14 protein-coding genes are annotated in these 18,248 nt (G+C 41.9%); 5 read left to right on the top strand and 9 right to left on the bottom strand.

The features are described from left to right. Nucleotides 1-51: 51 nt before the first annotated feature. Complete coding sequence (locus SPPN_RS02560) at nucleotides 52-1,287, bottom strand: endo-beta-N-acetylglucosaminidase (RefSeq protein ID WP_025170600.1); 1,236 nt, start codon at nucleotides 1,285-1,287, stop codon at nucleotides 52-54. 208 nt (nucleotides 1,288-1,495) lie between these two features. Between SPPN_RS02560 and SPPN_RS02555 the strand changes: the two genes are divergently transcribed. Continuing rightward, nucleotides 1,496-2,425 (top strand): helix-turn-helix domain-containing protein, encoded by a 930-nt coding sequence (locus SPPN_RS02555; RefSeq protein WP_001150390.1) that lies wholly within the window; start codon nucleotides 1,496-1,498, stop codon nucleotides 2,423-2,425. A 48-nt stretch (nucleotides 2,426-2,473) separates the two neighbouring features. Here SPPN_RS02555 and SPPN_RS02550 read toward each other — a convergent pair whose 3' ends face one another. The 3 genes from SPPN_RS02550 to zapA all read right to left on the bottom strand — a co-directional run bounded on the left by SPPN_RS02550 (nucleotide 2,474) and on the right by zapA (nucleotide 5,760). Continuing rightward, nucleotides 2,474-4,810: an endonuclease MutS2 gene (locus SPPN_RS02550; RefSeq protein WP_001035042.1), complete on the bottom strand. Its 2,337-nt coding sequence runs from the start codon at nucleotides 4,808-4,810 to the stop codon at nucleotides 2,474-2,476. Nucleotides 4,811-4,912: 102 nt separating this feature from the next. Beyond that, on the bottom strand, nucleotides 4,913-5,461 hold the full coding sequence (locus SPPN_RS02545) for a CvpA family protein (RefSeq protein ID WP_000624509.1): 549 nt from the start codon (nucleotides 5,459-5,461) through the stop codon (nucleotides 4,913-4,915). Continuing rightward, nucleotides 5,458-5,760 carry a cell division protein ZapA gene (gene zapA, locus SPPN_RS02540; RefSeq protein ID WP_000002020.1) on the bottom strand — a complete coding sequence of 101 codons (303 nt, stop codon included), beginning with the start codon at nucleotides 5,758-5,760 and terminating at the stop codon, nucleotides 5,458-5,460. The genes SPPN_RS02545 and zapA overlap by 4 nt, the downstream gene beginning before the upstream one ends. A gap of 86 nt (nucleotides 5,761-5,846) precedes the next feature. Here zapA and rnhC point away from each other — a divergent pair, with 86 nt between their 5' ends. From rnhC to recD2, 3 genes are all read left to right on the top strand, one after another. Then, nucleotides 5,847-6,728, top strand: coding sequence for a ribonuclease HIII (rnhC, locus tag SPPN_RS02535; RefSeq protein ID WP_000146891.1), 882 nt, complete (start codon nucleotides 5,847-5,849; stop codon nucleotides 6,726-6,728). 3 nt (nucleotides 6,729-6,731) lie between these two features. Beyond that, on the top strand, nucleotides 6,732-7,346 hold the full coding sequence (gene lepB / locus SPPN_RS02530) for a signal peptidase I (protein ID WP_001083986.1): 615 nt from the start codon (nucleotides 6,732-6,734) through the stop codon (nucleotides 7,344-7,346). Nucleotides 7,347-7,588: 242 nt separating this feature from the next. Then, nucleotides 7,589-9,955 carry an SF1B family DNA helicase RecD2 gene (recD2, locus tag SPPN_RS02525; RefSeq protein WP_000454525.1) on the top strand — a complete coding sequence of 789 codons (2,367 nt, stop codon included), beginning with the start codon at nucleotides 7,589-7,591 and terminating at the stop codon, nucleotides 9,953-9,955. Between the two features lie 47 nt (nucleotides 9,956-10,002). Here the strand turns inward: recD2 and tig are convergent, their stop codons facing one another. The 3 genes from tig to treP form a co-directional block, all read right to left on the bottom strand. Further along, nucleotides 10,003-11,286, bottom strand: coding sequence for a trigger factor (gene tig / locus SPPN_RS02520; protein WP_000116484.1), 1,284 nt, complete (start codon nucleotides 11,284-11,286; stop codon nucleotides 10,003-10,005). Nucleotides 11,287-11,835: 549 nt separating this feature from the next. Then, entirely contained in the window at nucleotides 11,836-13,461 is a 1,626-nt protein-coding gene (gene treC / locus SPPN_RS02515; RefSeq protein WP_000171232.1) for an alpha,alpha-phosphotrehalase, read from the bottom strand. Between the two features lie 177 nt (nucleotides 13,462-13,638). Beyond that, entirely contained in the window at nucleotides 13,639-15,606 is a 1,968-nt protein-coding gene (gene treP, locus SPPN_RS02510) for a PTS system trehalose-specific EIIBC component (RefSeq protein ID WP_000514338.1), read from the bottom strand. Nucleotides 15,607-15,789: 183 nt separating this feature from the next. Between treP and treR the strand changes: the two genes are divergently transcribed. Continuing rightward, the gene (treR, locus tag SPPN_RS02505; protein WP_000760671.1) at nucleotides 15,790-16,500 is read left to right on the top strand and encodes a trehalose operon repressor; all 711 of its coding nucleotides are present in this window, start codon (nucleotides 15,790-15,792) and stop codon (nucleotides 16,498-16,500) included. A 32-nt stretch (nucleotides 16,501-16,532) separates the two neighbouring features. Here the strand turns inward: treR and SPPN_RS02500 are convergent, their stop codons facing one another. Both SPPN_RS02500 and SPPN_RS02495 read right to left on the bottom strand, forming a co-directional pair. Next, nucleotides 16,533-17,336 carry an ABC transporter ATP-binding protein gene (locus tag SPPN_RS02500; RefSeq protein WP_000254087.1) on the bottom strand — a complete coding sequence of 268 codons (804 nt, stop codon included), beginning with the start codon at nucleotides 17,334-17,336 and terminating at the stop codon, nucleotides 16,533-16,535. Nucleotides 17,337-17,348: 12 nt separating this feature from the next. Continuing rightward, entirely contained in the window at nucleotides 17,349-18,242 is an 894-nt protein-coding gene (locus SPPN_RS02495) for an ABC transporter permease (RefSeq protein ID WP_001012081.1), read from the bottom strand. Nucleotides 18,243-18,248: the final 6 nt, after the last annotated feature.

Here is an 18,248-nt window from a genome sequence, read left to right as displayed (position 1 = left end):
TTTAATTTCCTTTATTTTTTAGTCTTTATTTGTTTAAAGTGCAACATTTATCTATCCGACAAAACGATGATTCTTTACACGAAAGACAACAGATTGTCCATCATATACCTTACCATCTTGTCCTTTTCCTTTGATAACAAAGAGATAACTTCCATCTGGAGTTGCACTAAAGAAGTGACGAGTTTGAAAAACACGTAGACTTGGACTGTAAGTAGCAGTAAAATGAGCATCTGTAGAAACCTTACCTGTATTTACATCAATTAAGGCAAAATCATAGGCTACTTGATAAGATGAAGATGGAGTACTAGGTAGAGCAATATCGATATAGGTCATAGCATCATTGACATGGTAAAGGCTTATTCCTAATGATGTTGCTTGTGAACTGCTGGCTGTATGAGTTCCCTTAGAGCGGATCCACTTACCTGATCCATCAACTTGATAACCATCTGGTGTACGCTCATTCACTGCCATCTTACCATTTGACTTGAGATAGTAGTCACCTACCCATGTGTTACGAGCATAGCTTCCTTCTGATGTTAAGTAATAGTAAGAGCTGTAGTTACTGTCATAAATCCATTCACCTTTAGCCATCTTGCCGTTTGACTTGAGATAATAGTTACCCACCCAAGTATTACGGGCGTAACTTCCTTCCGACGTTAGGTAGTAATATGAACCATAATTCTTATCATAAATCCACTCGCTTTTAGCCATATATCCACCTGACTTGAGGTAGTAGTTTCCTACCCAAGCATTTTGAACATAATTACCTGAAGCATCTAGGTAGAAGTAGGAATTATAGTTCTTATCAAAAATCCACTTACTGGTAACTTTGCTACCATTTTGGTAGTAGGACGAACCTGACCAGCCATCTTTTTGACTCGTTGTTGATTGGTTAAAAGTCTTTGGAGTTGAGGAAGCTGTTGTTTTACCAGTCAACTTCTTAACAGCCTCTTTAAACTCTTCTACAGTCCCCTTCCACTCTATGTAATTGGCACCAGACTTATTTTCAAGAGCTATATAATTTCGAGCAGTTTCTTCGAAATAAGATAATTCTGGAGTGGTTTTTGTAGCCCAAATAATGGGACGATTAGCAGTTCCCTTCCATCCTTTAAATACTTCTGAATCTTTTGGAACAAGAATATAATATTTAGCAGTTGGATTAAGCGTTTGTGTGTCAGCCTGCACTGTTTGCGCTGAAAAAGGTAGAACTCCTGCTGTGTCCACAAGAGAGACCAATCCAAATGTTGCAGCCGCTAGGCTAGTTACTAAAACTGTTTTTGACTTCATCATCAAAAATCTCCTTTAAAATTTTATTGTTTACGATTACAGTATAGCATGCTATTTACCTTATTTACGAAAAGCGTATCTATATTTACCTTTATTGAACAATTCCCCCCCCCGAAAAAGCGTAACTATATTTACTTTTTTCTAAAAATTCTCTTAAAAACTGGTAGAATTATGATAGAATGGAAAAAAGGACTTGAGGAGATTTAGGATGCAAGATGAAAGTGTTTATGGATTAGTCTATAAGGCCATCCGTGAGGAGAGAGGGTTTACACAGAAGGAAGCCGCTGGTACTACAGTGACCCCTCACTTTTTACGTCAGTTTGAGCAAGGGAAATCTCGAATAACCATTCAAAAATTTGAAGAGATTCTGTCTAATATTGGAATTGATAAGGAGACCTTTGATAGTCTCAAAACGCAGATGTTTCCAACTGAATTTCATAAATTACAGGCTCAAGTTGCTGATTTGGCCTATAAGCGTGAATTTAAAAAGATCCTTAGCTTGATTAATCAGCCTCTGGAAAATCCTGGAATCGCTGAACACTATGTGATCGCCAATCGTGTAGTCAATAAATTTGCTATCGCAAACATCATCGGCGATTCTTTTCTGACTCCAAAAGACTATCAAGAACTAGAATATATCAAGAACTATCTAAGTGAATTAGACGACTGGAACAAAATTGAGGTCAATATCTTTTCATCTATCCTGCCTCACTTTTCAATCGAATTTTTAGATTATAGACTCTACCACTTATTAGATACTCTAAAAAAACAGACTGAATACCATTCAATCCGTACTGCTGACTACTATATTGCCTGCTTAAGAACTGCTATCAAGCATTACTCTGTTAATGGCTACTATGACAAAGCTGAGAGCTTAGCTATGAAAACCTTGGAAGTGATTAATACTTTCCCTCTACTGAGCACCAAGATGACAGAGATGATTAGTCTTTCCATGGAACGGGCTAATAATTTTCTCAGAAAAGATGATGTCAGAGGTCTAGAGCTTGCTAAGCATATCTTTGCCAGTCTTGATAACTTTGAAAAGGTCTATCCAAATCAACTTCTGACTCGAATGAGAGAGGATTTCTTTGTTACTGTCACACAACTCAATCACACTGGACAACCTTTAGATGTCTAGGTTAGAAATCAAAAAGCTTGAGGAACAACATATTTCCTCAGGCTTTTCTTATCCTTTAAAAGTGACAATAGTCGCGCCACTGCCTCCAGCATTTTGTGGGGCATAGCCAAAACTCTTGACATGTTTGTTTCTTTGTAGGTATTTGGTGACTCCTTCACGGATGACACCTGTTCCGATACCATGAATGATATCAACTTGAGCCATATTGTTAAGCAGGGCTTGGTCGATAAAGGCATCTAGCTCATTCATAGCCTCTTCATAGCGTTTGCCTCGAAGGTCCAGTCTGGCTTGTGGACCTCGGCCAGATGTCCGTTTAACAACATTGACTTGTTTCTTCTTAACTGGCTTTTCTTGCTGGGCTTGAACAAGGTCAAACTCTTTCTCTTCCAGGGTCATCTTAATCAAGCCAACTTGGGCTTCCCAGCGGCCGTCCTTGAGTTGACTGGTCAGGGTACCACGCTGGCCATAACTGAGAACCACGATATCATCTCCCACCTTTGGAGCTCGTTTTTTCTTGGCCTTTTGAAGTATCTTGTTTTTAGACAAGTCTACTTTTTCAGGAGCCAATTTTTTAAGCTTGGCCTTGGCTTCAATGATTTCGTGGGGCTTGAGTTGAGATTTAGTGTGGAGATTTTTGAGAATCTGGTCACTTTCACTTAGGGCCATGTCTACAATCTCACTAGCTTGTTCACGCGCCTTGTTAAGCTCGGTTTCCTTTTCACGATTGAGCTCGTTGTAGAGTTTTTTGAGAACACGATTCATCTTGAGATTTTCTTGCTCCACCTCACGGATATTGTCCAAGCGTTTGCGACTCTCTAGAGTCTGCTCTTCCAGTTGCTCAATGATTCGGTTGACATCATTGTCCTGATCAACCTGCTGACTGGCATCCCCTACGATAACTTCAGATAGACCTAGACGTTTGGCAATTTCAAAGGCATTGCTTCGGCCAGGAACACCCTGCATAAAGCGATAGGTCGGGCGTAGAGTTGCAGTATCAAACTCCATGCTGGCATTTTGCACAAAGGCTGTCTCAATACCGTAGGCCTTGAGTTCTGGATAGTGGGTAGTCGCCATGGTCTTGACTTGACGCAGGCGAAGGTCCTCCAGAATAGCCATGGCAAGGGCAGCTCCCTCTTGAGGGTCTGTACCAGCCCCCAACTCATCCAAAAGCAAGAGTGAATGTTGATTGACCTTGCTAAGAATATCCACAATATTAGTCATGTGGCTAGAGAAGGTAGACAAGCTCTGCTCAATAGACTGCTCATCCCCAATATCTGCAAAGATTTCTTCAAAAATACCAACACGACTTCCCTTATCAGCTAAAATCGGCAAACCTGACTGAGCCATCACCTGTGTCAAGCCCAGAGTTTTAAGCATGATGGTCTTCCCACCTGTATTGGGACCTGTAATGACAATCGCTGTTAAATCTTGACCAAAATGGACATCATTTGCGACAGCATTTTTGACCAAAGGATGGCAGACATGGAGCAATTGAATTTCCTGATTTTCTGACAGCTGAGGAACGACTGCTTGCCTTTCTTGGATAAAGCGGACCTTGGCACGAATCAAGTCCAGATGGCCGATAATCCAAGCATCATTAGCAATCTCAACCGCATGAGGGCGAACACGCTCAGAGATTTCTTGGAGAATGCGAAGCATTTCATAGCGCTCATCTGCTCGCAAACTGGCAATTTCTTCGCTCAGTTTGACCACCTCACGGGGTTCGATATAGACGGTATTTCCACTAGCAGAAATATCATGAACGACACCTGCAATCTTATTGCGGTAGGTATTTTTGACTGGTAAAACCTGACGGCCATTTCTGCTAGCAACAATCCCTTCTGTCAACATCTGCGCTTTTTGCTTGAGCAGGTCCTGTAAAACATCGCGTACCTGACTCTCGCTATCATGGATTTTTCTGCGGATTCGCGCCAATTCTTCACTGGCAAAATTTTCAATGAAACCTGCATCATTAAAGGCTTGGAGATTTCCTTGTAATTGCGGAAAATCATGTAATTTCTCAAACCAAAGGGCTAATTCTTCCAAGCTGACATTTTCCAGATTGGCATAAAAACTTTGCAGCTCTCGGCTAGACAGAAGCACGCGCTTCAAGAGTAGGAACTCCTCAATATTGAGGTCTGCCCCCATCTCCAGCCGCTTGCAGACTCCTGCAATTTCCTTAGTTGCGAGAATGGTAAAATGCGGTTGCTCAACGAAAAGAGCCTGCATTTCCTTCATCTCAGCAAAAGCCTGTTTGATTTTATCTGCTTTGGCAGTTGGAGCTAGCTGTCTCAATTCCTCCAAGCCCTGCTCGGTCAACAAATGGGGCTCAAACAAGGCCTTGACCTTATTAAACTCTAATGTTTCTAATATTTTCTTATTCATCTTTATTTCCTTATCTTTGAATGTCTAGGTGTGGTAGCTTTTTACATTCTGATAGATTCTAGTCAATCTGTAAACAAAGGGCTAGGAAAACTCCTGCCCTTTTTATCCGATTAAATTTGTCACCCAGATTTGTTTGAGCCAACTGGTTGTTACTGGTATGCTCTGGATGATGTGTTTTGCGACGATACTCTTTTCAAGAGGATTTTGTATAGCTGCCATGGGGATGGTCGCCAAGATGGTCAAGGCCATTTGCAAGACAAATAAGGTCACCAACATGGACAAGATACCTGCTGAAACTTGGAACAACTTACCACCCAATTTTTTACTAGGGATCAAGTGTAATAGGAGACCAAGCAAACGACCGATGCTATAGACAATCCCAAATACAAGCAAGTAGCCGATCCCTGCATAAAAGACCTTATCCAACTGAAAGAGTTGATCCGATGGGAAAAAGAAAGTTCCCTGACCTTCCTGCGGATTTGCATAAGGGAGCAATAAGTGAAACTGCTCGCCAAGCCCCTTGTAAAACTGACCAGCCATAAAAGCAGATGCCATAGCTGAAATCAGGTAATAAACCTGTAAGAGCAGGCCTCTCCGATAGCCGATATAAAATCCCCAAGCCAAGACCAATAGAAGAAGGAGTGAAATCATAAGGAGTCCTCAATCTTGCTCTGTTCTTGCTTGCAAGTCACAAGCTTGTGACGGAGTTCTTCTAGCTCTTGCTCCTTATCGTCAAATTCAATCTCACGGCTGAGCTGAGTTGTTAAACAGTTGACTGCCAACAAAAGAGCGATGGTTTCATCGTCTGCACTAGGCATTTGTTCTTTAATTGCTTGGTATTTTTCTGTCGCAACCTTGGCGATTTCCTCCATAAAAAGGTTATCATGCTCGCTTGTCAAGGTTAATGATTTTTTCCCGAATGTAAATTTGAATCGATTTAGATTTGCCATAAAATTCACCTCACGATATTATACCAAAATTCGCTAATTTTGTCAGTTTTTACAAATTTGCCTGCTTTTATGGTACAATAGAAACTATGGCAAGTATAACACTCACACCAAGTGAAAAGAAGATTCAGGCTTTTCTTGAACACTATCAAACCAGTCTGGCTCCTAGTAAGAATCCCTATATCCGCTACTTTTTGAGACTGCCTCAGGCAACGGTTTCTATCTATACTTCTGGAAAGGTCTTGCTTCAGGGTGAAGGAGCTGAGAAATATGCTCGTTTCTTTGGCTATCAAGTTGTAGAGGAAACCAGCGGACAAAATCTTCCTTTGATTGGGACAGATGAGGTGGGAAATGGTTCCTACTTTGGTGGACTTGCAGTTGTGGCTTCCTTTGTCACACCTGACCAGCATGCTTTCTTGCGAAAACTCGGTGTGGGGGATTCTAAAACTCTGACCGACCAAAAGATTCGTCAGATTGCCCCTATCCTCAAGGACAAAATCCAGCACCAGGCACTGCTTCTCTCACCAAGCAAGTACAACGAGGTCATCGGAGACCGCTACAATGCTGTTTCGGTTAAGGTTGCCCTCCATAACCAGGCTATCTATCTCCTTCTTCAAAAAGGCGTTCAACCTGAGAAAATTGTGATTGATGCCTTTACCAGTGCTAAAAATTATGACAAGTACTTGGCACAAGAGGCCAATCGTTTCAGCAATCCTATCAGCTTAGAAGAAAAGGCTGAGGGCGAATACTTGGCTGTCGCAGTTTCTTCTATCATTGCGCGTGATCTCTTTCTGGAAAATCTAGAAAATCTAGGACGAGAACTGGGTTATCAACTTCCAAGTGGAGCTGGAACAGCTTCTGATAAGGTAGCTAGCCAGATTTTACAAGCCTATGGTATGCAGGGACTCAACTTCTGCGCCAAATTGCACTTTAAAAATACTGAAAAAGCGAAAAAACGCTTAGAAAGGTAAGTTATGAATTCATTTAAAAATTTCCTAAAAGAGTGGGGATTATTCCTCCTGATTCTGTCATTACTAGCTTTAAGTCGTATCTTTTTTTGGAGTAATGTCCGCGTAGAAGGACACTCCATGGATCCTACCCTAGCGGATGGCGAAATTCTCTTTGTCGTTAAGCACCTCCCTATTGACCGTTTTGATATCGTGGTGGCCCATGAGGAAGATGGCAATAAGGACATCGTCAAGCGCGTCATCGGAATGCCTGGCGATACCATCCGTTACGAAAATGATAAACTTTACATCAATGACAAAGAGACAGATGAACCTTATCTAGCTGACTATATCAAACGCTTCAAGGATGACAAACTCCAAAGCACCTACTCAGGCAAGGGATTTGAAGGAAATAAAGGAACTTTCTTTAGAAGTATCGCTCAAAAAGCTCAAGCCTTCACAGTTGATGTCAACTACAACACCAACTTTAGCTTTACAGTTCCAGAAGGAGAATACCTTCTCCTCGGAGACGACCGCTTGGTTTCGAGCGACAGCCGCCACGTAGGTACCTTCAAAGCAAAAGATATCACAGGGGAAGCTAAATTCCGCTTCTGGCCAATCACCCGTATCGGAACATTTTAAGAGACCTAAGAGGCCGAGAATCAGCAATCTCAGCCTCTTCTTCTATCGTGAGAAGATGATTATTCACTACCCAGTTTGATTAAGATAGAAACAAAGTTATACTCAATGAAAATCAAAGAGCAAACTAGGAAGCTAGCCGCAGGCTGCTCAAAACAGTGTTTTGAGGTTGCAGATAGAGCTGACGTGGTTTGAAGAGATTTTCGAAGAGTATTAACTCTCACCTATTTATGCAAAGGAATCTTATGGAAGTTTATTTTTCAGGAACCATTGAACGGATTATTTTTGAAAATCCCAGCAATTTTTATCGTATCCTCCTCCTAGAAATCGAAGATACGGACGCAGAAGATTTTGATGATTTTGAAATCATTGTTACTGGCACCATGGCTGATGTGATTGAGGGAGAAGACTATACTTTTTGGGGACAAATTGTCCAACACTCCAAGTACGGGGAGCAACTGCAAATCAGCCGATATGAACGTGCAAAACCAACTAGCAAGGGATTGGTCAAGTACTTTTCAAGTAGCCATTTCAAGGGGATTGGTCTCAAGACAGCTCAGAAAATTGTGGATACCTACGGCGACAATACCATTGACGAAATTCTGCAACACCCAGAAAAGTTAGAAGGCATCGCAGGACTATCTGCCAAAAATCGCGAGGCTTTCGTCTCCACTCTTCGTCTCAACTACGGAACGGAGATGGTTTTGGCCAAACTGGCCAACTACGGCATTCCCAACAAACTAGCCTTTCAGATTCAAGACTTTTACAAGGAAGAAACCCTTGATGTGGTTGAAAATTATCCCTATCAACTGGTTGAGGATATTAAGGGTTTGGGCTTTACCATTGCTGACCAACTAGCGGAAGAATTAGGCATCGAAAGTCAGGCTCCTGAACGCTTCCGTGCCGGTCTGGTTCATAGTCTTTTTCAGGCCTGTATGGAAACAGGGGATACCTATGTTGAAGCACGGGATTTGCTGGAACAAACCCTTACTCTCCTTGAGTCTTCCCGCCCCGTGGAACTGGATCCCAGCCAAGTGGCCCAAGAACTCTCCTACCTGATTGAAGAAGACAAGGTCCAGCAGATTGATACCAAAATCTTTGATAACAGTCTCTTTTTCGCTGAGGAAGGCATCCGCAGTCACTTGGTTCGTATCCTTGAAAAAGGAAAACAGAAGAGTCATGATTTAGAAACCATTCAAAAACATATCGCTACTGTCGAAGAAGATCTGGAGATTGAATATGATAACATTCAAAAACAGGCTATCTGTGATGCTATCCAGAATAAGGTCTTTATCCTGACAGGTGGACCTGGTACTGGTAAGACAACTGTTATCAATGGGATCATCGCTGTCTATGCCCTTTTAGAAGGACTTGACCTCAGAAAAAAAAGCAACCTACCTATTCTTCTTGCTGCTCCAACTGGACGAGCAGCTCGTCGCATGAATGAATTGACAGGCTTGCCTAGCGCTACTATACACCGTCATTTAGGAATGACAGGTGACGACGATACCAGTCATCTGGAAGATTATCTGGATGCTGACTTTATCATCGTGGATGAATTTTCTATGGTGGATACTTGGCTGGCCAATCAACTCTTCTCAAACATCTCTTCTAACAGTAAGATCCTCATCGTGGGTGACAGCGACCAGTTGCCTTCTGTCAGTCCTGGACAAGTTCTAGCAGATCTGCTTCATATTCCTTTGATTCCTCAGACTCGCTTGGAAAAAATTTATCGACAAAGCGAAGAATCAACCATAGTAACCTTAGCAAGTCAGATTCGACAGGGCATCTTGCCAGCTGATTTCACCCAGAAAAAAGCAGACCGTTCCTACTTTGAAATTGCTAGTGGCCATATTCCTGCTACTATTGAGAAAATCTTAGGCGCTGCCCTCAGAAGTGGTATCCCTGCTCGTGATATTCAGGTTCTAGCTCCCATGTACCGAGGGACGGCAGGGATTGATGCCATCAATCAGCTCATGCAAGACCTGCTCAATCCACCACAAAAAAATCAACTCAGTTTTGAAGCTCCCCAGTGCCACTATCGTAAGGGCGACAAGGTCATTCATTTGGTCAACGATGCTGAAATCAATGTCTTTAATGGAGATTTAGGAGCCATCACAGACCTGATTCCTGGTAAATACACCGAGTCGAAACAAGACGAGATTGTTATTGATTTTGATGGCAATGAAGTCTCTTACCCACGTAACGAATGGTACAAGATTCGCCTGGCCTATGCCATGAGCATCCATAAATCACAGGGAAGTGAGTTCCCTGTTGTCATCCTACCGATCACCAGTGCTAGTAGGCGTATGCTGGAGCGCAATCTCATCTATACAGCCATTACACGCGCCAAAAGCAAGCTTATCTTACTAGGCGAATTACAGGCCTTCGACTATGCTACTCAACATATCGGAACTGCCCGAAAAACCTATCTGATTGAACGCTTCAGTGATTTATTGGAGAATGTTGAAGAAAAGCAACCAGCTGTCTCTGAAACAGCCACATCAAGTACCTCTGAACAATCCTACATCCTAACCGAAGAAAACTGGGACAGCATCCCGGCCATGATTGGGATTACAGATGCAGATCTCAAAGAGATTTTTGGAAAATAGTGCACAAGAAAACCCACCAATTCAGGTGGGATTTTTGTTTATTAATATTATTTAACTGTTGCTGTGCTTGTAATCAACTCAACAGCTTTTTTGATTGTGATATCGTGTTTCAACATATCAGCCGAAAGCAAGCTTTGTACTTGAGCAACTTCCATGTTGTAATCTGCTGCCAATTGCTCAACTTCTTTTTGGATTTCTTCTTCTGAAGCGTCAAACCCTTCAGCTTTGGCAACTGCTTCGATAACAAGGTTAGTCTTAGTACGTGACTCAGCTTCTCCCTCGTATTGTTTGTGAAGGTCTTCTTGAGTAGTTCCAGTGATTTGGAAGTACATGTCAGGGTTGATACCTTGACGTTGCAAGTTTCCAAGGAATTCGTTTACTGAGCGGTGAACTTCTTCGTGGATCATTTCTTCTGGAAGTTCTACGATTTCAGCGTTTTCTACAGCTTTATCAATTGCTGCACCTTCAACTGCATCTTTGTAAGCTTCTTCTTTAGCAGCAGCCAATTCCTTGCGGTATTTTTCTTTCAATTCAGCAAGTGTTTCAACTTCTTCGTCAATGTCTTTTGCAAGCTCATCATCAAGAGCTGGAACTTCTTTAGCTTTTACTTCGTGGATAGTTGTTACGAATTTAGCTTCTTTACCTGCAAGGTCTTCTGCTTGGTAGTCTTCTGGGAATGTTACAACTACATCAACAGTTTCGCCAGCTGAGTGACCTACCAATTGGTCTTCAAAACCAGGGATGAATTGACCTGAACCAAGTCCAAGTGAGAAGTTTTCACCTTTTCCGCCATCAAATTCAACACCATCGATAGAACCAACGAAGTCAATAACAACAGTATCGCCGTTTTCAGCAGCAGCTTCTTTGATAACCAATTCAGCCAAGTTGTTGCGTTCGCGTTCAATACGCTCTTCAACGTCAGCGTCAGTTACTTCTTTTTCTAGATCAACTGATACTTCAAGGTTTTTGTAGTCACCCAATTTAACTTCAGGTTTTGTCACGACTTCAGCTGTGATAACCCAGTCTTGACCTTTTTCCATTGAAGTTACATCAATTTTTGGTTGAGCAACGACTTCAAGACCAGCTTCTTTTACAGCTGCTTCATAAGCATTTGGCAAAAGAGCGTTCATAACATCTTGGTAAAGTGACTCTTCACCAAATTTTTTGTCGAAGATAGGACGTGGAAGGTGACCTTTACGGAAACCTGGAACATTAAGAGATTTCTTAACTGAGTTGAAGACACGATCCAATTCTGGTTTGATTTGGTCTTGAGAGATAGTGAAAGTCAAGACACCACGGTTTGTTTCTTTGTTTTCAAATGATACAGACATTCTGTCATTTCTCCTTAAAATTTTTTAAATACAGTCTATTATAACATTTTCTATAAATAAAATCTAGACTAATGCAGACAATTATAGACAACAAGCCTTTTTGCTAACTAATGAAAGTTCTATAATGAAGTTAGCCACCCAGCCCTCCTAAAAATTAGATGTTTTAACTAGCTGATAGCTAGCCCTCTATTTCATTTGATAAGAGGCTTGATGCTGTTAGGCTGACAAGCCAAGGCTAAGATTAGCCTTGGTTTAGCTGACAAAACTGCTTCAAGGGTTCCTCTTGTCAAATGAAAGCAAAATAATTGCCCTCAATCTCACCATTTTTTTTGGGACATAATCACTTTCGATTGACAGTTTGTTCTACACTTTCAAGGATGGAATAGACATCAAAAAGAACCCTGCTTTTCTGAAAAAGAGGTCTTCTTGCTAAGTTTATACTCAATGAAAATCAAAGAGCAAACTAGGAAGCTAGCCACAGGTTGCTCAAAGCACCGCTTTGAGGTTGCAGATAAAACTGACACGGTTTGAAGAGATTTTCGAAGAGTATTAATTTACATAAATAGCCAGTGTTTGATAGGGTTTGAGTAGAATTTTCTCAGACACTTCTGCGTCTTCATAGTTTGAAATCAAAATTTGTCCATTTTGGTAGACTGCTGGCAAGTCGATTTCCACTTCTTTGGCATAAAAGTTATTGAGCACTAGTAACTTTTGATCCTCAAACTGGCGTTCAAAAGCATAGACTTGTTTGCTATCTTCAAAGGCTGGTTTGTAATTTCCTTCTGAAATGATTGGCATTTCCTTACGCAGTCGAATCAAGTCTTGATAGAAGGTGAAAATCGGACCCTGGATTTCATTTTCTACATTGATGTATTTATAGGATTTACCAGCTTTCAACCATGGAGTGCCTGTTGAAAATCCTGCATTTTCAGAAGTATCCCACTGCATGGGAATGCGTGAATTATCACGCGACTTAGCTTGAATAATCTGGAAGGCTTTTTCCTGACTCTTCCCTTCCTCTAAGAGCATCTGATAGGCATTGAGCGATTCGACATCCACATAATCAGCAATAGAATCATAGTCTGGGTCAATCATCCCGATTTCCTCGCCCATATAGATATAAGGTGTCCCACGTGACAGGTGAATGCTGGCTGCTAGCATAGTGGCTCCTTCCTTGCGGAAGTTTTGAATATCAACAAAACGGTTTAAAGCGCGTGGTTGGTCGTGATTGTTCCAGAAGAGAGCACTCCAACCGTCTTTATCACTCATTTCCTTACCCCAACTATGGTAAAGACTCTTCAACTCTTCAAAATCAAAGGGAGCCAAGGTCCACTTTTGTCCATCCTTATAGTCCACCTTGAGGTGATGAAAATTAAAGGTCATGGATAATTCCTGACGATCAGGCGACGAATAGAGGACACAGTTGTCCATGGTGGTAGAAGACATTTCCCCAACTGTCATAAAGCTATCGTCTGCTCCAAAAGTGGCTTGATTCATCATACGCAAATAGTCATGAACGATAGGTTTGTCTGTATAAGCTGGCTTTCCTTCATTTTCAGGACAATCCACTAAGACTTCATCCTTGCCAATCAAATTGATCACATCAAATCGGAAACCTTTGACACCCTTGTCACGCCAGAAATTAACTACCTTGAAAAGCTCCTTACGGACATTGGGATTGCGCCAGTTAAGGTCAGCCTGGGTCTCATCAAAAAGATGAAGGTAGTATTTCCCTGTATTCCCAAAGGGCGCCCATGCAGAGCCACCAAACTTAGACTGCCAATCTGTTGGTTGGTCTTGGATGAAGAAAAAGTCTTGATAATACTTGTCCCCAGCTAAGGCTTTCTGAAACCATTCATGCTCTGTCGAACAATGATTGAGTACCATGTCCAGCATAAAGTCAATCTTGTGCTCTTGACCGACACGCACCATTTCCTCAAAATCAGCCATATCACCAAAAAGAGGATCTACTGCCATATAATCTGAAATATCGTAACCATTATCCCGTTGAGGGCTTGGATAGAATGGATTGAGCCAGACCATATCCACACCTAGTTTGGCTAAATAGGGAATTTTTTCAATAATTCCACGGAAGTCCCCAATACCATTGCCAGTGGTGTCTTTGTAAGATTTTGGATAGATTTGATAGACTACTTTTCCTTTATCAAGTGTCATCTGTTTCTCCTTTTCTGATAAAAGGGAGGAAGCAGTCTTCCGTCCCTATTTGTGCTATTTCAATTATACTCAATGAAAATCAAAGAACAAACTAGGAAGCTAGCCACAGGTTGCTCAAAACACTATTTTGAGGTTGCAGATAGAGCTGACGTAGTTTGAAGAGATTTTCGAAGAGTATTAGATTCGTGTAGCGACCATGAGAGATGCTCCAGCTTGGATCGTTGTCGGATAAGTTCCGGGAATAGTCGCTGTATAAGCATCTTGGTTGGTGATGATAACAGGAGTTTCTGTCACCAGACCTGCAGCCTTAATGACATCCATATCAAAACGAATCAGTTGCTGACCAACTGTGACATGGTCTCCTTGGGCTACAAGACTTTCAAATCCTTTGCCATCAAGACCTACTGTATCCATACCGATGTGGATGAGCAATTCCACCCCCTCGTCAGAGACAATACCAATGGCATGCTTGGTAGGAAAAAGAACCGTCACTGTCCCATTGACTGGAGAAGTCAACTCACCTTGGCTTGGTTCAATGACCAGACCTTGCCCCATGACACCTGAAGCAAAGACTGGATCCGTTGCTTGACTTAGTTCTTTCACTTGGCCAGTCAGCGGGCTAACAATTTCTACTGGAGTAAGTTCTACTGGTTCATGACTCACAAATTCTGCTTCTTCTTGAGCAACGAATTCTGCCTGCAAGTCCGTATCGTCCTCTGTTTTTGTAAAGAGACCAGCCTTACGGAAGAAGAAAGTCAAGAGCATTGGAACAAGAATAGCGACTAGCATAGTTCCTGCAAATGGCAACATGTATTGAGGTTGAATAGAGAGGATACCTGGCAAACCACCGATACCAATAGAAGCCGCAGTTACATTAAAAGTAACGGATAACATGCCTGCAAGAGCTGAACCAGTCATTCCAGCTACAAATGGATAGATGTATTTGACATTGACCCCAAAGAGGGCTGGTTCTGTAACACCGAGATAGGCTGAAATAGTGGCAGGAAGTGAAACCTGAGCCTCACGCTCATCATGACGGTGCATGAAATAATAGGCAAACACGGCTGAGCCTTGAGCAATATTAGAAAGAGCAATCATTGGCCATAGGGCAGTGCCACCAGCATCCGCAATCAATTGTGTATCAATGGCATTGGTCATATGGTGCAGACCTGTGATGACAAATGGAGCGTAGAGGGCACCAAAAATTGCACCGAAGAGCCATTTAACTGGACCAGTTAAACCTGCCAAGACAACTGATGAAAGTCCTTGTCCAATTGTCCAACCGATTGGTCCCAAAACAGTATGAGCTAAAATCAAGGCTGGAATCAATGACAAGAAAGGTACAAAAATCATAGAAATCACTTCTGGGATATGCTTGCGCCAGAAAATTTCAAGATAAGACAGACTCAAACCTGCAAGCAAGGCTGGGATAACTTGGGCTTGGTAACCGATACGATTAACAGTAAAATAGCCAAAATTCCAAACCCAGTTTGCCGCAATATCAGCTGCTGGCGTTGAAGCAACCGCATAGGCATTGAGCAACTGAGGCGATACCAAACAGATTCCGAGAACAATTCCCAAGATTTGGCTGGTTCCCATCTTACGAGAAACAGACCAGGTAATCCCCACTGGTAAGAACTGGAAGATAGCTTCACCCGGCAACCAGAGGAAGTGATTAACCCCTGCCCAAAACTGAGAAGTTTCTGTGATGGTCTTGCCATCCAACATAGACCAATGCACACCTTCCAAGACATTACGGAAACCGAGGATCAATCCACCAACAATCAAGGCTGGAATAATCGGAGTAAAGATTTCCGCCAGAGTGGTCATGACACGTTGGACCACATTTTGATTACTCTTAGCTACAGACTTGGCTGCTTCTTTGGAAACACCCTCAATACCCGAAACAGCTGTAAAATCATTATAAAAGATTGGCACGTCATTTCCAATGATTACCTGAAATTGACCTGCATTTGTAAAGGTTCCTTTAACAGCTGGAATTGACTCGATAGCCTTAACATTAGCCTTCTTATCATCTCCTAAAACAAACCGCATCCGTGTCGCACAGTGGGTTACGGCAGTCACATTTTCCTTGCCTCCAATTGCCTGAAGCAGATCCTTGGCTTCTTGTTCAAATTTTCCCATTTGATTCTCCTTATACTTGTCAAAGCAAGTTTGATTTGATAAGAATATTGTAAACGATACCAAACTTGTCTGCAACTTGTTTGATGTAAAAAGAGGATTTTTTGTCATTTTTCTAGCACTTGTATGGTAAAATAGATACAGGTGTTCATTGAACTAGACTAAAAACCTATTTAAGCAGGCAAAATGAAGAAATACCAACAATTATTTAAGCAAATCCAAGAAACCATTCAAAACGAGACTTACGCTGTCGGAGATTTCCTTCCTAGCGAGCACGACCTTATGGAGCAATATCAAGTGAGTCGTGATACCGTCCGAAAGGCCCTGTCTCTCCTCCAAGAGGAAGGATTGATCAAAAAGATAAGAGGGCAAGGTTCTCAAGTCGTCAAAGAAGAAACCGTCAATTTCCCTGTATCCAACCTAACCAGCTACCAAGAACTAGTTAAAGAACTTGGACTGCGCTCTAAAACCAACGTGGTCAGTCTGGACAAGATTATTATTGATAAAAAATCCTCACTGATAACCGGTTTCCCAGAGTTTCGGATGGTTTGGAAGGTGGTCCGCCAGCGTGTGGTGGATGATCTGGTATCCGTTCTGGATACGGACTATCTGGATATGGAACTAATCCCAAATATCACTCGCCAAATTGCTGAGCAGTCCATCTATTCTTATATAGAGGACGACCTCAAACTCCTTATTGATTATGCTCAAAAGGAAATAACCATTGACCACTCAAATGACAGAGACAAGATTCTCATGGACATTGGCAAAGACCCTTATGTCGTTTCGATTAAATCAAAAGTCTATCTCCAAGACGGACGCCAATTTCAGTTTACCGAAAGTCGCCATAAATTAGAAAAATTTCACTTTGTAGATTTTGCAAAGCGCAAGAAATAAAAGACTGAGACACTAGATCTCAGCCTTTTTCTTTATCCCAAAACCAATTCATCACTGACTAGATTTTGGCCACTATTTTTCTGAAAGAGATGCATGAGGTCTTCAACTGTCAGATGCTTTTTCTCTTCTCCCTTGACATCCACCACTATCTTGCCTTGATAGAGCATAATGAGACGATTTCCGTACTCAATCGCATGGTTCATATCGTGGGTAATCATCAAAGTCGTCAACTGATGGTGTTCCACAATCTTTTGCGTCAAATCCATCACCATTTGACTAGTTTTCGGGTCAAGAGCCGCAGTATGTTCATCCAAAAGCAAAAGTTTGGGTTTCACCAGAGCTGCCATGACTAGGGTCAAGGCCTGTCTTTGTCCTCCTGAGAGATATTGAGTATCTACTTTTAAGCGTTTTTCAAGACCAATATTCAACTCCTTCAAGGCTTCTTGGAACTGGATTCTATCTTTCTCCTTCACACCCCAACCAAGCCCTCTCTTCTGCCCGCGTCTCAAGGCAATAGCCATATTCTCCTCAATCGTCAAACGAGAAGCTGTCCCCATCTTCGGATCTTGAAAAACACGGGCAATATCCTTGGCTCTCTTTCTGACACTCAGATTTTTAATGGATTTGCCTGCCAATAAAAGGTCCCCTTCGTCCACCGATAAATTGCCAGCCAAGATATTCATCAAAGTGGATTTTCCTGCTCCATTTCCACCAATCACAGAGATAAAATCTCCCTCTTCAACTTCTAAATCTAATCCTTTGAGGACATGGTTCTCATTGACCGTCCCTGCTTCAAATGTTTTGTGAATATTTTCAAGTGTTAACAAACTTACCATAACTTTCTCCTCCTATTCATTTCTCAATTTCAGACCACGAATCTTTAATCTCTTTTGCAATTCTGGTGCAAATAAAACCAAGGCGAGCAAGATTGCATTAAAGAGACGAACTAAGTTTTGATCTAGATTTGGAATTTCATAGATATTTAAAATAATCAAACGGTATACAATAGCACCGATTCCGATGGATAACAAGCGACCTCCAATGGTCAAGTCGTGAATCAAGACTTCCGCAATAATCACTGCACTCAAACCAACAACAATGGTTCCTGTCCCAGAAGTCACATCTGAAAATCCATCATTTTGGGCAAACAAGGAACCACATAGGGCAATCAAGCCGTTTGAAATCATGTAACCAACAATCTTCATGGTGTCTACATTGACCCCATTGGCCTCACTCATCGGAATATTGTCCCCAGTCGAACGCAAGACCAAGCCAATCTCCGTTTTCATCAAAAGGGTCAAGACCAAACAAACAAGTAAGAGGCAGGCTAAACTGAGTGAGAAAACAGCTTCTTCATTTGACAGCCCCAAGCTCGCCAATTGTTTAAAGACGGTTGCAGAATCTCCCAAGGAAAGATTGGGTACGCTGCCCATGATTTTAATATTGATGGAATAAAGCCCTGTCAAGGTCACAATCCCTGTCAAGAGAGCTGGAATTTTCATCTTGGTGTGAAGCATTCCTGATACAAGACCTGCTACCATACCTGCCAGCAAAGCAAATAAGGTCGCAATCCAAGGATTTGTCCCTGCCTGTATCTGAGATACGACGACAGCCGCCCCCAGTGGAAAGGCTCCTTCAGCAGTCATATCCGCAATATCCAAAATACGGAAAGTCAAGTAGACCCCAATCGCCATAATAGACCACAACAAACCTTCTGATAAACTAGATAACACAAAATTCATCTTAAA

This window comes from Streptococcus pseudopneumoniae IS7493, assembly GCF_000221985.1.
Lineage (GTDB): Bacteria > Bacillota > Bacilli > Lactobacillales > Streptococcaceae > Streptococcus > Streptococcus pseudopneumoniae.
Note: the sequence above shows the minus strand (reverse complement) of the source record. Positions and strands in the feature narration are given on the sequence as shown.